The 20,408-nt window shown below is 64.6% G+C and carries 20 protein-coding genes; 11 read left to right on the forward strand and 9 right to left on the reverse strand.

Annotated elements, in window-relative coordinates; translation table 11 throughout:
- Positions 1–9 precede the first annotated feature (9 nt).
- The 5 genes from IE116_RS18965 to IE116_RS18985 form a co-directional block, all read right to left on the reverse strand.
- The gene (locus IE116_RS18965) at positions 10–1,341 is read right to left on the reverse strand and encodes an NAD(P)/FAD-dependent oxidoreductase (RefSeq protein ID WP_189614840.1); all 1,332 of its coding nucleotides are present in this window, start codon (positions 1,339–1,341) and stop codon (positions 10–12) included.
- Between the two features lie 9 nt (positions 1,342–1,350).
- On the reverse strand, positions 1,351–1,656 hold the full coding sequence (locus tag IE116_RS18970; protein ID WP_189614841.1) for a non-heme iron oxygenase ferredoxin subunit: 306 nt from the start codon (positions 1,654–1,656) through the stop codon (positions 1,351–1,353).
- 137 nt (positions 1,657–1,793) lie between these two features.
- The gene (locus IE116_RS18975; RefSeq protein WP_189614842.1) at positions 1,794–2,558 is read right to left on the reverse strand and encodes an ABC transporter permease; all 765 of its coding nucleotides are present in this window, start codon (positions 2,556–2,558) and stop codon (positions 1,794–1,796) included.
- Position 2,559: 1 nt separating this feature from the next.
- Positions 2,560–3,339: an ABC transporter ATP-binding protein gene (locus tag IE116_RS18980; protein WP_189614843.1), complete on the reverse strand. Its 780-nt coding sequence runs from the start codon at positions 3,337–3,339 to the stop codon at positions 2,560–2,562.
- Positions 3,336–4,358 (reverse strand): ABC transporter substrate-binding protein, encoded by a 1,023-nt coding sequence (locus tag IE116_RS18985; protein WP_189614844.1) that lies wholly within the window; start codon positions 4,356–4,358, stop codon positions 3,336–3,338. Before IE116_RS18985 ends, IE116_RS18980 begins: the two co-directional genes overlap by 4 nt.
- A gap of 419 nt (positions 4,359–4,777) precedes the next feature.
- Here IE116_RS18985 and IE116_RS18990 point away from each other — a divergent pair, with 419 nt between their 5' ends.
- The 4 genes from IE116_RS18990 to IE116_RS19005 all read left to right on the forward strand — a co-directional run bounded on the left by IE116_RS18990 (position 4,778) and on the right by IE116_RS19005 (position 8,477).
- Positions 4,778–5,740 (forward strand): amidohydrolase family protein, encoded by a 963-nt coding sequence (locus tag IE116_RS18990; RefSeq protein ID WP_189614845.1) that lies wholly within the window; start codon positions 4,778–4,780, stop codon positions 5,738–5,740.
- A gap of 142 nt (positions 5,741–5,882) precedes the next feature.
- Positions 5,883–6,758 carry an alpha/beta fold hydrolase gene (locus IE116_RS18995; RefSeq protein ID WP_189614846.1) on the forward strand — a complete coding sequence of 292 codons (876 nt, stop codon included), beginning with the start codon at positions 5,883–5,885 and terminating at the stop codon, positions 6,756–6,758.
- 49 nt (positions 6,759–6,807) lie between these two features.
- A complete protein-coding gene (locus tag IE116_RS19000) occupies positions 6,808–7,854 on the forward strand; it encodes a 2,5-dihydroxypyridine 5,6-dioxygenase NicX family protein (RefSeq protein WP_189614847.1) in 1,047 nt (348 codons plus the stop codon).
- Complete coding sequence (locus IE116_RS19005; protein ID WP_189614848.1) at positions 7,854–8,477, forward strand: N-carbamoylsarcosine amidohydrolase; 624 nt, start codon at positions 7,854–7,856, stop codon at positions 8,475–8,477. The genes IE116_RS19000 and IE116_RS19005 overlap by 1 nt, the downstream gene beginning before the upstream one ends.
- Positions 8,478–8,569: 92 nt before the next feature.
- Here IE116_RS19005 and IE116_RS19010 read toward each other — a convergent pair whose 3' ends face one another.
- Together IE116_RS19010 and IE116_RS19015 are read right to left on the reverse strand one after the other, a co-directional pair.
- On the reverse strand, positions 8,570–9,595 hold the full coding sequence (locus tag IE116_RS19010) for a porin (RefSeq protein ID WP_189614849.1): 1,026 nt from the start codon (positions 9,593–9,595) through the stop codon (positions 8,570–8,572).
- A gap of 357 nt (positions 9,596–9,952) precedes the next feature.
- Positions 9,953–11,035 (reverse strand): porin, encoded by a 1,083-nt coding sequence (locus tag IE116_RS19015; RefSeq protein WP_189614850.1) that lies wholly within the window; start codon positions 11,033–11,035, stop codon positions 9,953–9,955.
- A 391-nt stretch (positions 11,036–11,426) separates the two neighbouring features.
- Between IE116_RS19015 and coq7 the strand changes: the two genes are divergently transcribed.
- On the forward strand, positions 11,427–12,140 hold the full coding sequence (coq7, locus tag IE116_RS19020; RefSeq protein ID WP_189615769.1) for a 2-polyprenyl-3-methyl-6-methoxy-1,4-benzoquinone monooxygenase: 714 nt from the start codon (positions 11,427–11,429) through the stop codon (positions 12,138–12,140).
- Between the two features lie 49 nt (positions 12,141–12,189).
- Here the strand turns inward: coq7 and IE116_RS19025 are convergent, their stop codons facing one another.
- On the reverse strand, positions 12,190–12,615 hold the full coding sequence (locus IE116_RS19025) for an OsmC family protein (protein WP_179588908.1): 426 nt from the start codon (positions 12,613–12,615) through the stop codon (positions 12,190–12,192).
- A 1,087-nt stretch (positions 12,616–13,702) separates the two neighbouring features.
- Here IE116_RS19025 and rplM point away from each other — a divergent pair.
- The 6 genes from rplM (at position 13,703) to IE116_RS19055 (ending at position 19,607) form a co-directional block, all read left to right on the forward strand.
- Positions 13,703–14,134, forward strand: coding sequence for a 50S ribosomal protein L13 (gene rplM, locus IE116_RS19030; RefSeq protein WP_179588909.1), 432 nt, complete (start codon positions 13,703–13,705; stop codon positions 14,132–14,134).
- 10 nt (positions 14,135–14,144) lie between these two features.
- The gene (gene rpsI, locus IE116_RS19035; RefSeq protein ID WP_179588910.1) at positions 14,145–14,537 is read left to right on the forward strand and encodes a 30S ribosomal protein S9; all 393 of its coding nucleotides are present in this window, start codon (positions 14,145–14,147) and stop codon (positions 14,535–14,537) included.
- A 167-nt stretch (positions 14,538–14,704) separates the two neighbouring features.
- Positions 14,705–15,790, forward strand: a complete 1,086-nt coding sequence (gene argC, locus IE116_RS19040; RefSeq protein WP_189614851.1) for an N-acetyl-gamma-glutamyl-phosphate reductase — start codon at positions 14,705–14,707, stop codon at positions 15,788–15,790.
- Positions 15,790–16,656 (forward strand): DUF6776 family protein, encoded by an 867-nt coding sequence (locus IE116_RS19045; protein ID WP_189614852.1) that lies wholly within the window; start codon positions 15,790–15,792, stop codon positions 16,654–16,656. Before argC ends, IE116_RS19045 begins: the two co-directional genes overlap by 1 nt.
- Positions 16,657–17,100: 444 nt before the next feature.
- Positions 17,101–17,469 carry an iron-sulfur cluster insertion protein ErpA gene (gene erpA / locus IE116_RS19050; RefSeq protein ID WP_189614853.1) on the forward strand — a complete coding sequence of 123 codons (369 nt, stop codon included), beginning with the start codon at positions 17,101–17,103 and terminating at the stop codon, positions 17,467–17,469.
- A gap of 119 nt (positions 17,470–17,588) precedes the next feature.
- On the forward strand, positions 17,589–19,607 hold the full coding sequence (locus IE116_RS19055; protein ID WP_189614854.1) for an ATP-binding cassette domain-containing protein: 2,019 nt from the start codon (positions 17,589–17,591) through the stop codon (positions 19,605–19,607).
- A 136-nt stretch (positions 19,608–19,743) separates the two neighbouring features.
- On the opposite strand, the gene IE116_RS19060 is transcribed toward IE116_RS19055, so the two are convergent.
- Positions 19,744–20,394, reverse strand: a complete 651-nt coding sequence (locus IE116_RS19060) for a hydrolase (RefSeq protein ID WP_189614855.1) — start codon at positions 20,392–20,394, stop codon at positions 19,744–19,746.
- Positions 20,395–20,408: the final 14 nt, after the last annotated feature.

The following is a 20,408-nucleotide window of genomic DNA, read 5'->3' on the forward strand; positions in this document are numbered from 1 at the left end:
CGATTCCTGTCAGGGAAGGGGCGCGGCGGGCGACGCGGCGACAGCGTCGCGCACCAGTTGCCGCAGATTCAGCGTCGTGTCCTGAAGCGCCGCGGGCGCGCAGGGAAGGTCTTTTTCGATCAGCACGCGCAGCTGGCGCAGGTCGCCGCCGGCGTTCACGGCAATGCCGTGACGCAGGTGGCCGTGCTCCAGACCGAGCAGCAGGAACTTGGGCGCGGCCGCGTCCGGATCGGCGTTGCCGCGCAGGATGTAGTCCAGTGCCGGGTCGTACGCGCCCAGCATCTGAAAGTTGCAGCCGAACTGGTCGGTCCAGAACCACGGCACGGCTTGCGGCGCGGTGTCCACGCCCAGCATGGCCGCAGCGGCCAGGCGGGCCTGTTCATTGGCGCTCTGCCACGATTCCAGCCGCAGTTCCTGCTTGAACAGGGGCTGGAACTGCGACGCGCAATCGCCCGCGGCAAACACGTTGGCGATATGGGTGCGGCACTGCGCATCAATGCGCACGCCGCGGTTGGCCGGGTGCACGGCAATGCCGGCCGCCTCGGCCAGCGCGGTGTCGGGCACCAGCCCGATCGCCACGACGGTCAGGCTGGCCGACACTTCCGCACCGTCATCCAGCATCAACGACGTGCCGGCCGCCGTATGGGTCAGCTTGGCGATCCGGCGGCCCAGCCGCAGGTCCACGCCAGCATGCCGCGCGCGGGCCGACAGCCATTCCGACAAAGCCGGTGGCACGGCGCGTTCCAGCAGGCGGGCGCCGGCTTCCACCAGGACCACACGGCGGCCCAGCGTCAGTGCCGTCGATGCCGTTTCCAGCCCCAGGAAGCCGCCGCCAATGACCAGCACCGTCTCGCCCGCGGGCAGGGCGGCCAGCGCCGCTCGCAGGCCGCGGGCGTCATCGAGCGAACGGATGTAATGCACGCCGGGCGTGCCGGCGGGCAGCTCGGGCAGTTCGCGCGCGGTGCCGCCGGTGGCGATCAGGCAGTGGCTGTACGCGATCGTCTCGCCGGCGCTGTCATGGGCGACCGACGCGGCCACGTCCAGCGACGCGATCGTGCGGCCCAGGTGCAGGTCGATGGTGTTGTCGTCGTAGAAGGCCGTGGGGTGCACGCCGATCTCATGGTCGGCCTGCTCGCCGCTCAGCACGGACTTGGACAGCGGCGGGCGCTCGTAGGGCGCATGCGCTTCGCTGCCGAGCATCACGATGCCGCCGGTGTGGCCCAGTTGCCGTAGGGTGGCCGCCGCCGTGGCGCCCGCCTGGCCCGCCCCGATGATGAGGATGGGCCTGGCGTCAAGGACCGGCGCGGCCGCGGGATCGTTGATGAGGGTATCGGCGCTCATGGCGAACCTTTATGCGTCGACCAGCACGTCGTCGCCCTCGACCTTGACCGGGTAGGTCACCAGGTCCTTGGTCGCGGGGGCGCACTGGGCCTTGCCGGTGCGGATGTCGAACGTGGCCTGGTGCAGGGGGCATTCGATACAGCCGTCTTCAAGGTAGCCGTCGGACAGCAGCGCGTACTGGTGCGTACAGACGTTGTCGGTCGCGAAATAGGTGTCGTCATCGCGGTAAAGCGCGATGTGCGCCTGACCGGCATGCACGCCGATCACGTCGCCGTTCTGCAGCTGACCGGCACTTGCGACTTTGATCCAGGCCATATTGAATCCTATCTGTAAGTATGCTGACTAATAATCGTCAGTATACTGAGATTATTGCCGAATGGAAGATGGTGCGGGGGTTTTGTGCGGCCTCGCCAACGGTGCGTTTGCCAGGGCCGCCGCAGCCCGGTTCCTGTTCAATGCGACGGGTCGTTCCGCCAGGGCGTGGCGCGGCGTTCCAGCAGCACCAGCGCGCCGTAGAGCACCATGCCCATGATGGCAAGAATGAACAGCGCGGCAAACACGCGCACCGTATCGAACGTGCCTTGCGCGCTCATGATCACGTAGCCCAGGCCGCGCTGCGACGACACGAATTCCCCCACGATCGCGCCCACCAGCGCCAGCGAGATCGCCACCTTCATGCCCGTCACGATTGACGGCAATGCGCACGGCATCTTCACCTTCCAGAATACGTCCCAGGCCGAGCCCTTGAGCACCCGCGACAGGTCGGTCACGTCGGGCGGCACCGAACGCAGGCCGTGGACAGTGTCAACGATGATCGCGAACACCGCGATCAGGAAAGCAATGGCCACTTTCGGTTCGGCGCCGGTACCCATCCAGATCACGAACAGCGGCGCAATGGCGACCTTGGGGACGCTGTTGAAGGCCACGATCACGGGCCATACAAAACGTTCGAAGGTGCGCGATCCGACAATGATCGCGGCGATCGCCACGCCGCCGATCACCGACAGCAGAAAGCCCCCCATGGTCGTCAGCAAGGTATAGGCCGCGTGCCCCATGTACCAGGGAAACTCGGCGCCCAGTTCCTTCAGGATGGCCGAGGGCAGGGGCAGCATGATGGGTCGAACCTGCAGCAGGCGGCCGGCGGCTTCCCACAGCAGCAGCACGACCACGGTCGAAAACAGGCCGGCCAGGGTGCTGGAATAATGGGACTCGCGCATGTCAGGCCTTCTTCTCGTCGATCAGTCCCATGTCCTGGAACAGGCCGCGAATGTGCGCGACATACTTGCCAAATTCAGGCGTCTCGCGGATCGCGAGCGGCCGGGGGCGGGGCAGGTCGATCGTGAGGGTTTCAACGATGCGGCCGGGGCGGGGCGAAAAGACCATGACCACGTCCCCCAGGAACACCGCTTCGGCAATGCCGTGGGTCACGAACATGACGGTGTTGCGCGTCTCCATCCAGATGCGCTGCAGCTCCACATTCATCTGATCCCGCGTCAGTGCGTCCAGCGCCCCGAAGGGCTCATCCATCAGCAGCAATTCCGGATCGTCGACCAGGGCGCGGCAGATCGCGGCGCGCTGGCGCATGCCGCCCGACAGCTCGCGCGGATAGCTGTTGCCAAAGTCCGTCAGCTTGGTCAGCGCCAGCAGATGATCGACCTTGTCGGCATACCGGGCGACCGGCTTGTGCGCAAATTCCACGGGCAGCAGGATGTTGCTGCGGATGCTGCGCCAGTCCAGCAGGGCATCGCGCTGGAACACGATGCCGATGCCGTCCGGCGCGCCGCGCACCGGCTTGCCATGCACTTCCAGCGTGCCGTCCGTAATGGTTTCCAGACCCGCTACGCAGCGCAAAAAGGTGCTTTTGCCGCAGCCGCTGGGACCCAGGATGCTGACGAATCGGCCCTGCGGAATGTCGGCATCGATGCCGGCCAAGGCCTGGACGCCGCGTGGCCCGGGGTAGTGCTTGCGTACGCCTGCGGCGTGAACCGAACCACTCATTTTGTCTTGGCCAGTGCGCCGAATTTTTCCGGCGTGGCCAGGCCGTCGACGTAGTAGTCGGTGGCGGCGCGCGTCGTGCCGATCAGGCCGACCGACGACAGCGTCTTGACGGCATCGGTCCAGTCGCCGGGCACCATCGCGCCCACGCGCGCACCGGTGCCAAAGTAAGGCTTGAGCGCATCGATCTGGCCGCGCAGCACTGTCTTGTCCAGGCGCGCCTGCGGACGCTGCGCGACGATGGCGTCGACGGCTTCATCCTGGTGGCCGGCGTGTATGTATTCCCAGGCCATCGACGTCACGCTGGCAAAGCGGCTGATCGCGTCGCGCTTGCTGGCCAGCTTGGCCTCGCTGGCGAACAGGCCGAAGCTGGGCATGTTCAGCCCGTAGTCTGCAAACCGCACGGCCTGCGATGGCCGCTGCTTCGACACCGAAGGCAAGAAAAACGGGATGGTCGAGAACGCCGCATCGGCGCGGCCGACGGCGTAGGTGGTCGCCTTGCTGGCGGCGTCCACATTGAGCAGTTCGACGTCGGCGCGCTTGAGCTTGCCGGCCGCCAGGAAGGCATCGACAAACGGCGCTTCGAGCGAGCCCGCGGTATACGCAATCTTCTTGCCCTTGAGCTGGGCCGGGCCGGTGATGCCGCTGCCGTCGGGCACCAGCAGGCCGATGTCGCTCTGGCGCGCGAACACGGCCACGGCCTTGACCGGCAGGCCCTTGTCGCGCGCAATCATCATGGATGCCAGGGCGGCATGGCCCACGTCGAAGCTGTCGCCCGACCCCACGATCTGCACCGTGGTGACCGAACCGTTGCCGTCCTCCAGCATCACATCGAGGCCCGCCTGCTTGAACCAGCCTTTCTGCTGCGCCAGATGGAACGGCGCCTGCACACCCCACGGCGTCCAGTCCAGACGCACTCGCAGCGGCTCGGCCGTCTGGGCCATGGCGGGGGCGGACAGACAGCATCCCAGCAGGCCGACGACGCCCGCGCCGGCGATCGTGGAAATCAGTTTCTGGAACATGGCGACCTCGAGGAAAAGAAAGGAAATTCAGTTGGGGCCATCAAGCAATCTGCATGCCAATGCCGCGCGCAGCCTGCCTGCAAGTCTGTACGTATACTGAGTTTTTCGTTAGTACACTGAACATATGGTGAGCATACTGACGGACTGGGGCAGGGTCAACGGCGCGCGCCGCTAGGGGATGCCCGGGGTAGGCGCACCAGAAACGGGAGCCTTTGCGCACCGAATCCGTGTGCGCGCACACTGTGCGGCACCGATTCCATGCACGTCTGCAAGGCCGCCCGAAAACGCTGCCGGGACCGGCGCGAAATCTGGACTTTTGGGATTTCCGTTGCTAGACTTATTTATCAGTACACTGACAATCGATGCCGGGCAGACAGTCCGCACCAACCGCAGCCACCGGCCACCCTGGGGAAGAGGAAATGACGAGGATTCGCAAGATTGCGTTCGAGGAACACTTCATGGGAGCCGGCTTCCAGAACTATTCAGCGAGCTTTCTCAAGCACATCGACCCGGTCCAGATCGCCGAACTCGGCTCGCGCCTGTCGGACTTCGATGACATGCGCCTGGCCGAAATGGATGCGGCCGGCATCGATCTCGCAATCCTGTCGCAAAGCGGTCCGGGCGTGCAGGCCGAGCCCGATGCCGAGGTGGCCCTGCGCCGTGCTCGTGAAAACAATGACTTCCTGGCCAGCCAGGTGCAGCGTCATCCGACCCGCTACGCTGGCTTCGCCACGCTGCCCATGCATGATCCCGAAACGGCCGCCGATGAGCTCGAGCGCTGCGTGAACGACCTCGGCTTCAAGGGCTCGCTGGTCAACGGCCACACCAACGGCGTGTACCTGGACGAGCCCAAGTACGACGCGTTCTGGGAACGCATGCAGGCGCTGGACGTGCCGCTGTATCTGCACCCCACCGATGCCTTCATCATGCCGCACGCGTATAACGACCACCCTGAAATCAGCCGCGCGGCCTGGGGCTGGGGTGTCGAGACGGGCACCCACACGCTGCGCCTGTTGTTCGCCGGCGTGTTCGATCGCTTCCCCGACCTGAAGATCGTCATCGGTCACATGGGCGAAGGCCTGCCCTATCAGCGCTGGCGTTTCGACAGCCGCTTCGCGGCCTATCCGCACGGCATCACGCTGCAGCGCAAGCCCTCGGAATACATCGGCAGCAACATCGTCATCACGACCTCGGGCGTCTGTTCGCCGGGCGCACTGATGGGCGCGATCGAAGAGATGGGTGCCGAAGCCGTCATGTTCTCGGTAGACTATCCTTACGAGTCGAGCGCCGATGCGGCCGATTTCATCGAAGCCGCCCCGCTCGACGAGGCGACGCGTCACCTGATCTGCCACGGCAACGCCGAGCGCCTGTTCAAGCTGTAAGGCTTTTCTTCAAGCCGCAGGGCGCAACGCGCAACCGGGGCCACATCCGGCGATCCCTGCCAAGACAGCGCCTGCCTTCGGGCCCTGACGTCCCGCGTCGGGGCCCGACGCAGGCGTTCCTCATCGCGAACAGGAGCAACTTTTGAGCACATTCATTGCTGGCGGCAACGTGCACGCCAATGGCATCCGCCAACACTATCTTCGTTATGGCGGCGCCACCGAAGCGCGCACCTCGCGTCCCACCGTGATCCTGGTGCCCGGCATCACCAGCCCGGCCATTACCTGGGGTTTCGTGGGCGAGGTGTTTGGCGAGCAGTTCGACACCTATGTGCTGGACGTGCGTGGCCGCGGCCTGTCATCGGCCGAAGACGGCCTGGACTACAGCCTGGATGCGCAGGCGGCCGACGTGCTGGCCTTTGCGGAAGCGCTCAAGCTGGACCGCTGGATGATCGTCGGCCATTCGATGGGCGGCCGCATTGCGGTGCGCGCAGGCCGCACGGCCCCCGCGGGCCTGGAACGCATGGTGCTGATCGATCCACCCGTGTCGGGCCCCGGCCGCCGCGCCTATCCAGCCAAGCTGCCCTGGTATATCGACTCGATCCGCCTGGCCGTTCAAGGCACCGACGCCGAAGGCATGCTGGCGTTCTGCCCGACCTGGACCGAAGAACAGCGTGCCCTGCGCGCCGAATGGCTGCACACCTGCAATGAAAGCGCGATCCTGACCAGCTTCGAAGCCTTTGCGACCGACGACATCCATGCCGACCTGCCGAAGCTGACCGTGCCGGTCATGCTGATGGTGGCGGGCCGGGGCGATGTGATCCGCCCCGAAGACATCGAAGAAATCCGCTCGCTGCATGCCGATACCGAAGTCGCGCACGTGCCCGGTGCAGGCCACATGATTCCGTGGGACGACGAAGCCGGCTTCTATGCCGCCTTTGGCACCTTCCTGGGCGCGCCGCTGGCGAAAGCCGGCGCCGCCAACGACGACCCCGCCATGGGCACGCCCGCCACGCCGTGAGGCCGCCGCTGCCTGAACCCCGCCTCTAGAACTTCCAGGAGTAACCGCCATGCCGGTCAGTGACTATGAAATGATCAACGCCTGGACCCAGGTGCTGAAGCTGTCGAAGCTCGAGGCGGGTCAGACCGTCACGGTGCTGACCGGCGCGGCCACCCATCCGCAGACCCTGTCGAGCGCACTGGTGGCGGCCCAATCATTGGGCGCGGTGGTCAACCGGCTGGACCTGCTGCCGGTCAATGCCGACAAGGCGCTCAGCCGGGATTCGCTGGCCTACCTGGGTACCACGCCGTTGACGGGCAACAAGGCGGCGATTGCCGCGCTCAAGGAAAGCGATCTGGTGCTGGACCTGATGACGCTGTTGTTCTCGGCCGAGCAACACGACATCCTGAAGACCGGCACCAAGATCCTGCTGGCCGTCGAGCCGCCCGAAGTGCTGGTGCGCCTGGTGCCGACCGCCGCGGATCGCGAACGTGTCACGAAGGCCAACGCGCGCCTGTCGCGCGCCAGGACCATGACGGTCACGTCGCCCGCCGGTACGGAACTGACCTGCCCGATGGGCCAGTTTCCGGTCATCAGCGAGTACGGTTTCGTCGATGAACCCGGTCGCTGGGACCACTGGCCGAGCGGCTTCGTGCTGACCTTCCCGGACGACGGCAAGACATCCGGCCGCATCGTGATCGACAAGGGCGACATCCTGCTGCCGCAGAAATGCTACGTGACCGAGCCCATCACGCTGACGGTGGAAAACGGCTACGCAACGAAGATCGAAGGCGGGGTCGACGCGGCCTTGTTGCGCGACTACATGTCGTCGTTCAACGATCCCGAGGCCTATGCGATCTCGCATATCGGCTGGGGCCTGCAACCGCGCGCGCGCTGGTCCACGCTGGGGTTGTACGATCGTGAAGCCACCATCGGCATGGACGCGCGGGCCTACGAAGGCAACTTCCTGTTCTCGCTCGGGCCCAACAACGAAGCGGGCGGCAGCCGCAGCACCGCCTGCCACATCGATATCCCGCTGCGCGACTGCACGGTCAGCCTCGACGGCGAACCGGTGGTCCGGAGCGGCAAGGTATTGGATCAACCACAGGACAAATGATGGACAACGACGTTCACACCTATCAGCGCCAGGGCTTCGGCACCGCGCTGGAACTGGAAGGCCCGGTCGGTCTTCTGATCATTGACTTCGTCAACGGCTTTGCCGATCCCGAGATCTTCGGTGGCGGCAACATCCCGCAGGCGATCGCCAACACGGTGCCGCTGCTGGCCGAAGCCCGTCAGCGTGGCTGGCCGGTGGCGCACAGCCGTATCGTGTTTGCCGATGACGGCGGCGACCACAACGTGTTCGCACAGAAGGTGCCGGGCATGCTGACGCTCAAGGAAAACGAAGCGCGCAGCGCGATCGTGCCGGAACTGGCGCCCGCGCCGGGCGAGCTGGTGGTGCGCAAGACGGTGCCGTCGGCCTTCTTCGGCACCATGCTGACGGCCTGGCTGGCGCAGCGCGGCGTCAAGACCCTGGTAATCGCAGGCGCGGTTACCAGCGGCTGCGTGCGGGCCAGCGTGGTTGACGCCATGTCGTATGGCTACCGGCCGCTGGTGCTGTCCGACTGCGTGGGTGACCGCGCCATCGCGCCGCACGATGCCAATCTGTTCGACATGGGCCAGAAGTACGCCACCGTCATGACGCGTGACGAAGCCCTGAAGGCGCTTGCCGAGGCCTGACCCCACGCGGCATCGCCAGGACGAAAAAAAGCCGGATCTTGCGATCCGGCTTTTTTGTTCCAGCAACCTCGGGGCCGAAGCCCCGGAAGTCCTTAGAACATGTGGCGCACGCCGAAACCAGCCTGGCGGGTACCGATGTCGTTGCGAACCGAGGTGCGGCTGCCGACGTTGTCGATGTCGCTGAAGAACGCGTAGGCGTTCGTGCGGCGCGACAGGGCGTAGGTGTAGCCCAGGCTGTAGCCCGAGATGTCCCAGTCCTTCGCCTTCTGGTACGAACCGAAGACGCGGCCTGCGCCGATCGGTGCCGACAGACCCACCATGTACGACTTGGTGTTCGTGGCGAAAGGCACGCTGGTAGCAGGCGTTGCTGCGGTGCCGGCGGTCACGGCGATGTTGCGCTGGTCAGCGTACAGGGCGTGGACCTTCACGACGCCGAAGTCATAGGCGCCACCGACTTGCGTCGAGATGCCGTTCGAGCCGCCCGTACCCGGGTCAAGGCGGTCATACGTCACAGCGGCTTCGATCGGGCCGTTGTTGTAGCGGACGCCAGTCGTGACAGCGCGGTTGTTGTTGGCGTTGCCAGGAACTTCCTGACCCGAGCGGGTGAAGCTGTAGCCGATTGCGGCTTGCAGGCCGCCGAAGTTCGGCGAGAAGAACATGGCGGTGTTGTCGTTGCGCACCTGGTTGGCGGCGATCACCGTCGAGCCGATACCGGCCTGGCGGAACACGGTGCCGAACGGGTCGATCGAGGTAAAGAATGCCGAGCCCAGGATGAACTGGCGACCCAGGCGCATTTCACCGAAGCGAGCGTGCGAGAGGCCGACCCATGCCTGACGATTGAACAGGCCGCTGCCGGTCGTGGTGCCGTCATCGACGTTGATGCCGCTTTCGAGGGTGAAGTTGGCCTTCAGCCCGCCGCCCAGGTCTTCCGTGCCACGCAGGCCGAAGCGCGAGTCGTTCTGGATGCCGCTGTCGAGCGCGTTGCGCGAGCTCTGGCCATCCGTCTTCGAGTGCAGGAAACCGGCATCCACGAGACCGTAGAGCGTGACCGAGCTTTGTGCCTGGGCGGTACCTGCTGCGCTGGCCAGGATGGCTGCAACGATGAGCGTTTTCTTCATGAAGATCTCCGAGATCGGATGGGTTGTCTGGAAGACGGGCCGGGGCAGGGGGCCGACGGAGGCGGTCAAAGCACGCCCGCAGCGTCGGTTCCGGTCCCTGCCTTGGGGCCGGTCTGTTTTGCTTCCGGGGAAGCCGTGGTGCTATTCCATCAAAAAAATCGTCCGGGGGCCAAGTTTGCCTGCTGCGGAGGCTCCGTTTTTACGACTGCTTACGTCCTACGTGCGTTTCTACCAACAGACGCAGCAAAAAGGCCCATTTCCCTGGGGAAATGAGCCTTGAGGGCCGGACGCAGATTCTGCAATCCGGCGGGGCGGACCGGCACGAAGCCGGGCGCCCTGGTCTTGTTGAAGCGACGATCAGAAGCGGTGCTGCAGGCCGAACGCCAGTTCGCGGCGGTCGCCGGTGGTGCCGGCGGCACGGCCCGTGTAGACCACCGAGTCGCTGTACTGGCTGACAGCGGCGTATGCCATGGTGCGCTTCGACAGCTTGTAGTTGTAGGCGAGCGCAAAGCCGTCAATGTTGTTGTCTTGGCGACCCAGGTTCTTGTTGCGGTTGTCCAGGCGCTGATACGTGGCCAGCAGGGCATGCGCGCCAAACGGCACGCTCAGACCCAGCAGGTACGCGTTTTCTTTTTCCGATGCCGAGCGGAACGCATAGTTCTGCAGGCGGCCGTAACCGGCGTGGGCTTTCACGACGCCGAAGTCGTAGGTGGCGCCCAACTGGTAGTTCTTGATGTCGCTGCTGGCAGCGGCGGCAGCCGCGTCAGGCGCATTGCGCTGGTCATACGTGAACACGACAGCCAGGGGGCCGTTGTTGTAGCGGATACCGCTGGTGATGACGCGCTGGTCGGTGCGCGCGGCGCCCGAGGCGACGGTAGCTTCCTGGCCAGCGGCGTTGAAGCTGTAGCCCACGCCGGCCTGGAAGCCCGCGAATTTCGGCGTCATGTACAGGGCGGTGTTGTCCAGACGGTCACCCGTGCCACCCGTGGCGTTGAAGCCGAAGATGGTTTGCGATTGAGCCTGGCCGTAGGCGTTGCCGAACGGGTTGATGCTGCTGCCGAACCAGCCGAACGCGAACGAGTCCTGACGGCCGAGGCGCAGTTCGCCCAGCGATGCGGATTGCAGGCCGACCCAGGCGGTACGGCCGAACAGGCGGCTCGTGGTGCCCAGCGACTGGCCGGTGGTGCCCTGGTCGATGTTGATGCCGCTTTCCAGCTGGAACGCAGCCTTCAGACCGTTGCCCAGGTCCTCCGTACCACGAATGCCCCAGCGCGAGCCGCCGGCGTATCCGCTGTCAATGCCGTTGGTGGCACGCTGACCGTCGTTCTTGCTGGAGACAAAGCCCGCGTCGGCAATGCCGTACAGGGTGACGTTGCTTTGAGCCTGGGCGGCTCCCGCGAAGCCAGCGAGCAGGGCGGCGGCGATAAGGGTCTTGTTCAATTGGAGCTCCGAATGAGTGATGGTGGTGCGGCACGTCTTTCCTGGTGCACGGCGGTCAGAATGACGAGTGAATATGTGCACTGCGTGACAATGCCCGGGGAGCTCATCCACTGTTGTGCGCATGCAACGCTGCTGCAGCCGCCGGTTTGCCGCCGGTTCGGGACCTGTTGGTTGTCTGCCTGTCGCCTGTCCGGGGCCTGCCTGGCGGCGGGTATGCGGCGTGCTCAGCCCGTGCCATCACCGCGATTGCCTATACTGGGCGGATCGTTCTTTCGTGCCCACCTCCCCCGTGGGCCGCATGCAGAAGGCACCGATCATGAGCTCCAACGTTTCTTCGCCGTCTTCGTCCAGTTCCTCGTTCGGTTCATCGTCGCCGTCCGGCTTTCGCCGGATGTCGCCCCTCGACCGCCTGCTGGCCGAAGCCGACCGCGCGCTGCGGGTGCTGTCTGGCAGCACCTCTGGCACCCGACCCAATCCGGCCACGGCCCTGCGCAAGCCGGCGGCCCCGGTGGTGGTTGCCACGGAACCGCTGGCGGTGGTCGGGGCGCCCGACCCGGCGGGCACTGACGCCGCCGCTCCTTCCGGCGAACTGACGCCCGCCGACATGCGCCATGCGGCCGGGCTGATGCGCGTCAATCATGTGGGAGAGGTCTGCGCGCAGGCCTTGTACCGTGGCCAGGCGCTGGTCAGCCGGCATCCGTCGACGCGCGCCATCTTTCTGGCGGCAGCCGTCGAGGAAACCGATCACCTGACGTGGCTGGCCGATCGGCTCAAGGAATTGAAGTCACGGCCGAGCTTCCTCAATCCGCTCTGGTACGCCGGGGCGTTCGGACTGGGCGTGCTGGCGGGAAGGGCGGGGGATGCCGTCAACCTGGGCTTCATGGCCGAGACCGAGAAACAGGTGGAGCAGCATCTGGACGGGCATCTGCAGAAGTTGCCGGTCAACGATGTGCGGTCACGGGCGATCGTCACGCAGATGTGCGAAGAAGAACGCCATCATCGTGAGACCGCCCAGCACGCTGGCGGACGGCCCCTGCCGCCGCTGGCCCGAGCCGCCATGCGGGCCGGCTCGAAAGTGATGACGACGACGTCCTACTATATTTGAGGACGGCAAAGACGCCGGCCGCGGCGTCTTTCGTTCGGGGCAGGGCGGTTCAGTCCGCTTCCACCACGTCCACACCCCAGGTCATGGCGACCGTGTGTTCCAGCATGGCCGATGCCGAGCAGTACTTGTCGTGCGACAGCTGCACCGCGCGTTCGACGGCGGCCACCGGCAGGTTCTTGCCTGTCACGGTGAACTGGAAGTGGATCTTGGTGAAGACCTTCGGATCGGTTTCGGCGCGCTCGGCCTGCATGGCCACCGTGCACCCGCGCACGGCGTGGCGGCCGCGCTTCAGGATCAGCACGACGTCATAGGCGGTACAACCGCCCGTGCCGGCCAGCACCAGTTCCATCGGCCGCGGCGCCAGGTTGTTGCCGCCGCCGTCGGGCGCGCCGTCCATCACGGCAATATGGCCGCTGCCGGTCTGGGCCGTGAACAACATCCCCTGGGGGCCGCCCCAGCTCACTGTGCATTCCATGTTCGATGTCCTTTGATAGTGCGGTGGTCGATAGGGCGGGATGATAGCGTGCAGCCCGGTGGCGCCACACCGGTAGCCACACTGCCGCCGGGGGCGGCCAGGCCCCCCCGGGGGCGGCCAGGACCCCCGGTTGGACCGTGTCGGCTGCTGGTCACTACCTACACGAAAACCCTAGAAAGTTCTTGCGCTGCACAAAACGCCTTCCTATAATTGTTCTAACGGAAGTCGCTTTGAGTGACGACACGGCCCAGGGCCCCTCGTCATACGTCGGACAGCACCGCAAAGCGATCTCCAAAGTGTCTCCTCCACCCTCCTTATTTGGTGGATTAAGCCCGAAGCCGTCACGGCTCCGGGCTTTTTTTTGTCTGGAGGGTCGGCGCGTTGCCTGTGTCGTGGGTGATGCGCGTGTTGTTGTCCGGGTTGCTTTGCTACCGGCGAAGGATGCGCACACGCAACGGAACTTCCGGTGGATCGACCGTTCCGATGGTAACGATGCGCATATTTTGCGTCGGCCGGAATGTTGCGGTGCGCCATTAACAGGCGGTTCGCAGGGCTCCAAGCCCGGTCGGCCACTGCCACTAAGTCGTTGATTTGCCTGGATTTTGTGCAAAGGCACTTTGCTTTAGGTTTTTAAGTACTTGTTTTATATGGCAATCCTGTTTGTGAAATGCCACACCGCATTGTGGTAAATCGTTCAAATAGGTCTTGCACCGCACAAAAAAGCTTCCTATAATTCATTCAACAGATGTCGCTTTGGATGCAGACACGGCCTCGGGCCCCTCGGCATTCGACGGATAGCCCCGCAAAGCGATCTCTAACGTGTCTCCTCCACCTCCTCATTTGGTGGATTAAGCCCGAAGCCTCACGGCTCCGGGCTTTTTTTTGCCTACACCATTTCGGCAATCTTGTTTTGACTTTCGGGCCCGAAACCCGCTATGATCAAAGGCTTGCCCCTATTTACACTCGCAGTTAGACAATGCTGAGGTGATGGCGGGGCAGGGGCCAGAAAGGCAAGCTCCTTTCTGGCAGCCAGGCAAGTCCGAAGGGGACTTGCCGGCAAAAAACCAACGTCACAGAGAACACTCTCATGCAAAAGACCTTCGTTGCGAAGCCGCAAGAAGTGACGCGTGACTGGTACGTGATTGACGCCAAGGGCAAAGTCCTAGGTCGTGTGGCCAGCGAAGTCGCACGCCGTTTGCGCGGTAAACACAAACCAGAATTCACGCCTCACGTTGATACCGGCGATTACATCGTCATCATCAACGCCGCCGACATTGTCGTTACCGGCAACAAAGCACAAGACAAGCGGTACTACCGTCACTCGGGTTACCCGGGCGGTATTACTGAAACCACCTTCCAGAAGATGCAAGAGCGTTTTCCTGGTCGTGCGATCCAGAAGGCCGTCAAGGGCATGTTGCCCAAGGGTCCCCTGGGCTACGCCATGATCAAGAAGATGAAGGTGTACGCTGGATCCGAGCATCCGCACACCGCCCAGCAGCCCAAGCTGCTGGAACTCTGAGGAGCCGTGAATGATCGGTAACTGGAATTATGGAACCGGCCGCCGGAAGTCTTCGGTTGCACGCGTGTTCCTCAAGAAAGGTTCGGGCAAGATTGTCGTCAACGGCAAACCTGTCGACGAATATTTTGCTCGTGAAACGGGCCGCATGATCGTTCGCCAGCCGCTGGTGCTGACCGGTCACGTCGAGTCGTTCGATTTTCACGTCAACGTTGGCGGTGGCGGCGAAAGCGGCCAGGCCGGTGCGGTGCGTCACGGCATCACCCGCGCTCTGATCGACTACGACGCAACGCTGAAGTCGCAGCTGTCGCAAGCTGGCTTCGTCACGCGTGATGCGCGTGAAGTTGAACGTAAGAAAGTCGGCTTCCGTAAAGCACGACGCAGGAAGCAGTTCAGCAAGCGCTGATCCCTGCTTGCCCGGCAGTCCCTCTGGTGGGTTCACCAGGGGGTGGGCAAAAGAAGGCCGCAGCGATGCGGCCTTTTTTGTTTTGTGTTCATATTGCGATGGCATGCTGGCGCCTGGTTTCAGAGGGCTCCCTGCCGTTTCTGGCTGTACAAAATCTGGAGAGGAAGATGGCAAATCGCGACGAGGCGGGTACCGCCAAGATCAAAGTAGGTATCGTGGGTGGCACGGGCTATACCGGTGTCGAATTGCTCCGCCTGTTGTCCCAGCACCCGCATGCCGAACTGCGCGCCATCACCTCCCGCAAGGAAGACGGCCTGCCGGTGGCCGACATGTATTCGAATCTGCGCGGCGTGGTCGACCTGAAGTTCTCGTCACCCGACAATGCCAAGCTGGAAGAGTGCGACGTGGTGTTCTTTGCGACCCCGCACGGCGTGGCCATGGCGCAAGCCCAGGCGCTGCTCGACGCGGGCGTCAAGATCATCGACCTGGCCGCCGACTTCCGCCTGCAGGACACCGCGGTATTCGAGAAGTGGTACAAGATGCCGCACACCTGCCCCGACATCCTTGAAGAGTCGGTGTATGGCCTGGTTGAAGTGAACCGTGACCGCATCCGCCATGCTCGTGTCGTGGGCAACCCGGGTTGCTACCCGACCACGGTGGTGCTTGGGCTGGCGCCCTTGCTCGAAGGCCGTGGCAAGGACACGAAGCCGCTGGTCGATGTGCAGACGCTGATTGCCGATTGCGCATCGGGCGTGACCGGCGCCGGCCGCAAGGCCGAGGTGCACATCCTGTTCTCGGAAGCGTCCGACAACTTCAAGGCCTACGGCGTGGGCGGTCACCGCCATCACCCCGAGATCGTCGAGCAGCTGGAAAAGCTGCATGGCGGCCCGGTCGGCCTGACCTTCGTGCCGCACCTGACGCCCATGATCCGCGGCATGCATTCGACGCTGTACGCGCGCATCCAGCCGGAAGCGCGCGATGTCGACTTCCAGGCCCTGTTCGAGCAGCGGTATGCCAACGAACCTTTCGTGGACGTGATGCCCGCCGGCAGCACGCCCGAAACGCGATCGGTGCGCGCGTCCAACATGGTCCGGATCTCGGTCTTCCGCCCCAACGGCGGTGATCAGCTCGTGATCCTGGTCGTGCAGGACAACCTGGTGAAGGGAGCGTCGGGCCAGGCCGTGCAGAACATGAACCTGATGTTCGGCCTGCCCGAAAACGCAGGCCTGGGCCACGTCGCGGTCCTCCCCTGATGAAGCGTCGGCCACTGTTTCCTGCGGCAGTCCAGCGCAGGCGACGGCTGGCGGCTGCGTCTGCCCCGCGCGCTGAACCGACCCGCACGCCCTGGCCCGTTCGCGCGGGTGCTTTGCTGCTGATCCTGGCGCTTGGCGCCGCACTGGGCAGCGGACTGTATGAATGGGTGCGAAAGGTGGCAGGGCTGGCGCCGCAGGTCAGCGCGTCCGACGCGGCGGTCTTGCTTGCCGAACGGGAACGCCTGGCTGCGGAATTGCAGGCTTTGCAGGGCCGACTGAACGCAGCCGACGGCCGCATCGAAATGGAACGCGCCGCCAAGGACAAGCTCGAGGCCGAGCTGCGCGCGTCGCAGAAGGAAGTCGGCGACCTGCGCAATGACCTGGCCTTTTTCGAGCAGCTGATTCCGGCCGACCCGCGCATGGGGCAGGTCAGCATCCGTTCTGCCGAACTGGAAAAGCAGGGCACGGCGCTGCGCTATCGGGTCTTGCTGATGCGTAGTGGCAGGCCGTCGGGCGAGTTCAAGGGGACGCTGCAGTTCTCGGCGGTGGGCACCCGCGGCGGCGCGACCGCCACGGTGGACCTGCAACCCCTGGTGGAACCCGCCGCGCCGGGTGTTGCGATGCCCGGTGGCGTGCGGCCGTCGGCGCCCGTGCTGGGTGCGCCGTTGCCGGCAGCGTCCGCGTCGGAATCGCCCGCAGCGGCCACCCCACCCGGCGGCAACCCCCTGGCGCTGAGCTTTCGCCAGTACCAGCGGGCCGAAGGGGCTTTGGCCCTGCCGGCCAATTTCGTGCCGCGTACCGTGACGGTGCGGGTGCTCGAAGGCGGCGCCGTCCGTTCGCAAAGCACGGTCAACCTGGTGCCGTGAACCGTTTCTGGTCGTTGTCGGCCAGTGCAACCTGCGTTCGCACAGAAGCGCCGTTCCCCGGCTTCTGTGCCAACTTGCCACAGTTATCGGCAAGGTGCCGGCCCCAACCGGGGCCGTTAACGGTACTATTACCGGTTCGGTGTTCAGCCGCGCGCTTGAACTCCAGCCAACAGCCCGCATCTTGGGTAATGTGCCTGACGGCGCACGCGACATACGTCCGGCGCGATCGTCCAGGTCTTCCAGGGCTGTGGTCAGTCAAGAACCCCTGACGACGCCGGGGTTGAATTTAGCCGACGATCGCGGTGCAATACCCTTATCGCAGAATAGAACCGATTGCGGCCCGCTACCCTGGCCGCGTCACCAGTATCGCAAGATCGATTCAGCACCTTCGTTCGCAGGCTTCCCCAAGGGGCCGTCGCAGCGGGCGTGCACAAGGAGCAGTCCATGAATGCAGCAGTAGAACAAGTCAACATCGACGCCCCTCCCATGCAGCTGATCTTTACCGATTCGGCTGCCGCCAAGGTCAAGGAATTGATCGAGGAAGAGGGCAATGCCGACCTCAAGCTGCGCGTGTTCGTGCAGGGCGGCGGCTGTTCCGGTTTCCAGTACGGCTTCACGTTCGATGAAGACGTGAACGACGACGACACGGCCTTCGAAAAGAATGGCGTGCAGCTGTTGATCGACGCCATGAGCTTTCAGTATCTGGTCGGTGCCGAGATCGACTACAAGGAAGGCCTCGAAGGCGCGCAGTTCGTGATCAAGAATCCGAACGCGTCCAGCAGCTGCGGTTGCGGTTCGTCCTTCTCGGTCTGAATCAGTAGTTTCCCTTCGCCACCGGCCCCGGCCGGTGCCTGGAGCGCCCTTGCGCAAGCGGGGCGCTTTTTGTCTTTGTCTGTGACCTCACTCTGGCCGGTTCGCCGCGCCGCCCCCTTATGGCTCTCCTTGCTCTGACCGACATCGAACTGGCATTTGGCCACGTTCCCCTGCTGCACCAAGCGAACTTCTCGATCGAGATGGGCGAACGGGTGGGCCTGATCGGCCGCAACGGCACCGGCAAATCCTCGCTGCTGCGTCTGCTCGATGGCCGTTCCGTGCCCGACGACGGGCTGCTGGTGCGCCAGGGCAAGCTCAAAGTCACGACCGTCGAGCAGGAACCCCTGCTGAACGATGACGACACCGTGTTCGATGCCGTGAGCGAAGGCCTGGCCGAAAGCCGCGACCTGCTGCGCGCCTATCACCGGGTGACGCACGACCTGGCCGAACCGGGCGAAGACGTGGACTTTGACGCGCTGATGGACGAGTTGATGGTGCTGCAGGGCAAGCTGGAAGCGCAGGACGGCTGGACCGTGCAGGCGCGGATCGAGGCGACCCTGGTCAAGCTCAACCTGCCGGCCGACGCGCTGATCTCGGGCCTGTCGGGCGGCACGCGCAAGCGGGTAGCCCTGGCGCGCGCGCTGCTGGGCGATCCGGATCTGCTGCTGCTGGACGAGCCGACCAACCACCTGGACTTCCATGCGATTGCGTGGCTGGAAGAGCTGCTGCGCGGCTTTGCCGGCAGCGTGATCTTCGTGACCCACGATCGTCACTTCCTGGATGCCGTGGCGACGCGGATCGTCGAACTGGATCGCGGCAAGCTGGTCAGCTTTCCGGGTTCCTATAAGGAATACCAGGCCCGCAAGGCCGACATGCTGGAAAACGAACGCCTGGAAAACGCCCGCTTCGACAAGATGCTGGCCCAGGAAGAAGTGTGGATCCGCAAGGGCGTGGAAGCGCGCCGGACCCGCAGCGTGAGCCGGATCAAACGGCTGGACGAAATGCGGCAGCAGCGCATGGTGCGCCGCGATCAGGTCGGCAAGGTGGCGATCGAAGTGGCGGAAGGCGCACGGTCGGGCAAGCTCGTGGCCGATCTGGAAAACGTGTCGAAGTCGTTTGGCGATCGCGCGATCATCCGCGAGTTCTCCACGACGGTCATGCGCGGCGACCGCATCGGCCTGATCGGCCCCAATGGCGCCGGCAAGACGACCCTGCTCAAGCTGATCCTGGGCCAGCTGCCCGCCGACAGTGGCACGGTCAAGCTGGGCGCCAACGTCGCGGTGGCGTATTTCGATCAGATGCGCAGTGCGCTGAACGAAGACGATGCCTTGGTCGACGTCATCAGCCCGGGTAGTGAATGGGTCGAGATCAACGGCCAGCGCAAGCACGTGATGAGCTACCTGGGCGACTTCCTGTTTGCCCCGGAACGTGCCCGTTCGCCGGTCAAGAGCCTGTCGGGCGGCGAACGCGCCCGCCTGCTGCTTGCACGCTTGTTTGCCCGCCCGGCCAACGTGCTGGTGCTGGACGAGCCGACCAACGATCTGGACATTGAAACGCTGGAATTGCTGGAAGACCTGCTGCAGGACTACAGCGGCACCGTCTTCCTGGTCAGCCATGATCGCGCGTTCCTGGACAACGTTGTTACCCAGACCATTGCGTACGAAGGCGACGCGCGCTGGCGCGACTACGTGGGCGGCTACGAAGACTGGCTGAACCAGCGTTCGTCGGCGGCTGAAGCGGCGTATGAAGCAAAAGCCGCCGTGGCCGTGCCGGCCGTGGCAGCGCCCGCTGCAGCCAAGCCAGCGGCAGCCGCTGCAAAGCCAGCCGCCGCCGCGAAACCGGTTGCGGAGCCCGCCGCCGCCAAGCCTGCCGCGGCTGCCCCGGCCGCACCGGCTGCCAAGGCCGCCGAAAAATCGCGGCTCAGCTCGTGGGAAGCCAAGGAACTGGACAGTCTGCCCGACGCCATCGCCAGACTGGAAAGCGAACAGACCGACCTGACCGCCAAGCTGGCCGACGGCATGATCTACCGCGACAAGCCGGCCGACGCCGCCGCTTTCGAAAAACGCCTGGCCGAGATCGAAGCGGACATGCTGCAGAAGCTGGAACGCTGGGAAGCGCTGGAAAGCAAGCGCGGCTGAGGGGCGCACCCGGTCTGGACGCCGCCGCAGGAGCGGGCGCCGCCAGACCGCGCCGTGACAGTCGGCGTCCAGACTGCCGTCAGGATGTGCCACCAGACGGCGCCGCCAGACCGCGCCGCCCCGGTGCGCTGCGGGATTACGCGGCGGCGGGCACCGGCGTATTGAGCAACTGCTGCTCCCACAGATAGGCGATGCCGCTACCGGCGGCATGCTGCTTCAGCACGTCCGTCAGGGGGCCTGCCGTGTCCAGGCGTGCCCAGTCACGCTGCCATTCTGCGGCCACGGCCAGCCACGTCATCATGTTGGCGCCCGCGCCGATCATGCGCTGGATGGCCACTTCGTGGGATTCAACCGAAATCCCGCCCGACGCGTCAGTCACGACGGTCACGTCCCAACCTTCGCCCAGCGCCTGGATCACCGGCATGGCCACGCAGACTTCCGTCCACAGGCCCGCGATCACCAACTGCTTGCGTCCCGTCGCCTTGACGGCTTCAACGACTTTCCGGTCTTCCCAGGTGTTGATGAGGGTCCGGTCGATAATTTCTTGGCCCGGAAACACGTCGGTGATCTGCGGGAAGATATAGCCCCCACGATCGGCGATCACGCTGGTCAGAATGGTCGGCACGTTGAAGACCTTGGCGGATTTGGCCAGGGCGGTCGCATTGTTGACCGCCATCTGCGGGTCATGGCTGTTCAGGTTGGTGAGCTGGAAGGGCTGGTGGTCGATCAGAACCAGCACCGAATCTTCCGGGCGAAGCAGCGAATCAAGTCCGTTGCGTAGGGTCATTGTCTGCATCCTCT

The organism is Pigmentiphaga litoralis (assembly GCF_014651835.1).
GTDB lineage: Bacteria > Pseudomonadota > Gammaproteobacteria > Burkholderiales > Burkholderiaceae_B > Pigmentiphaga > Pigmentiphaga litoralis.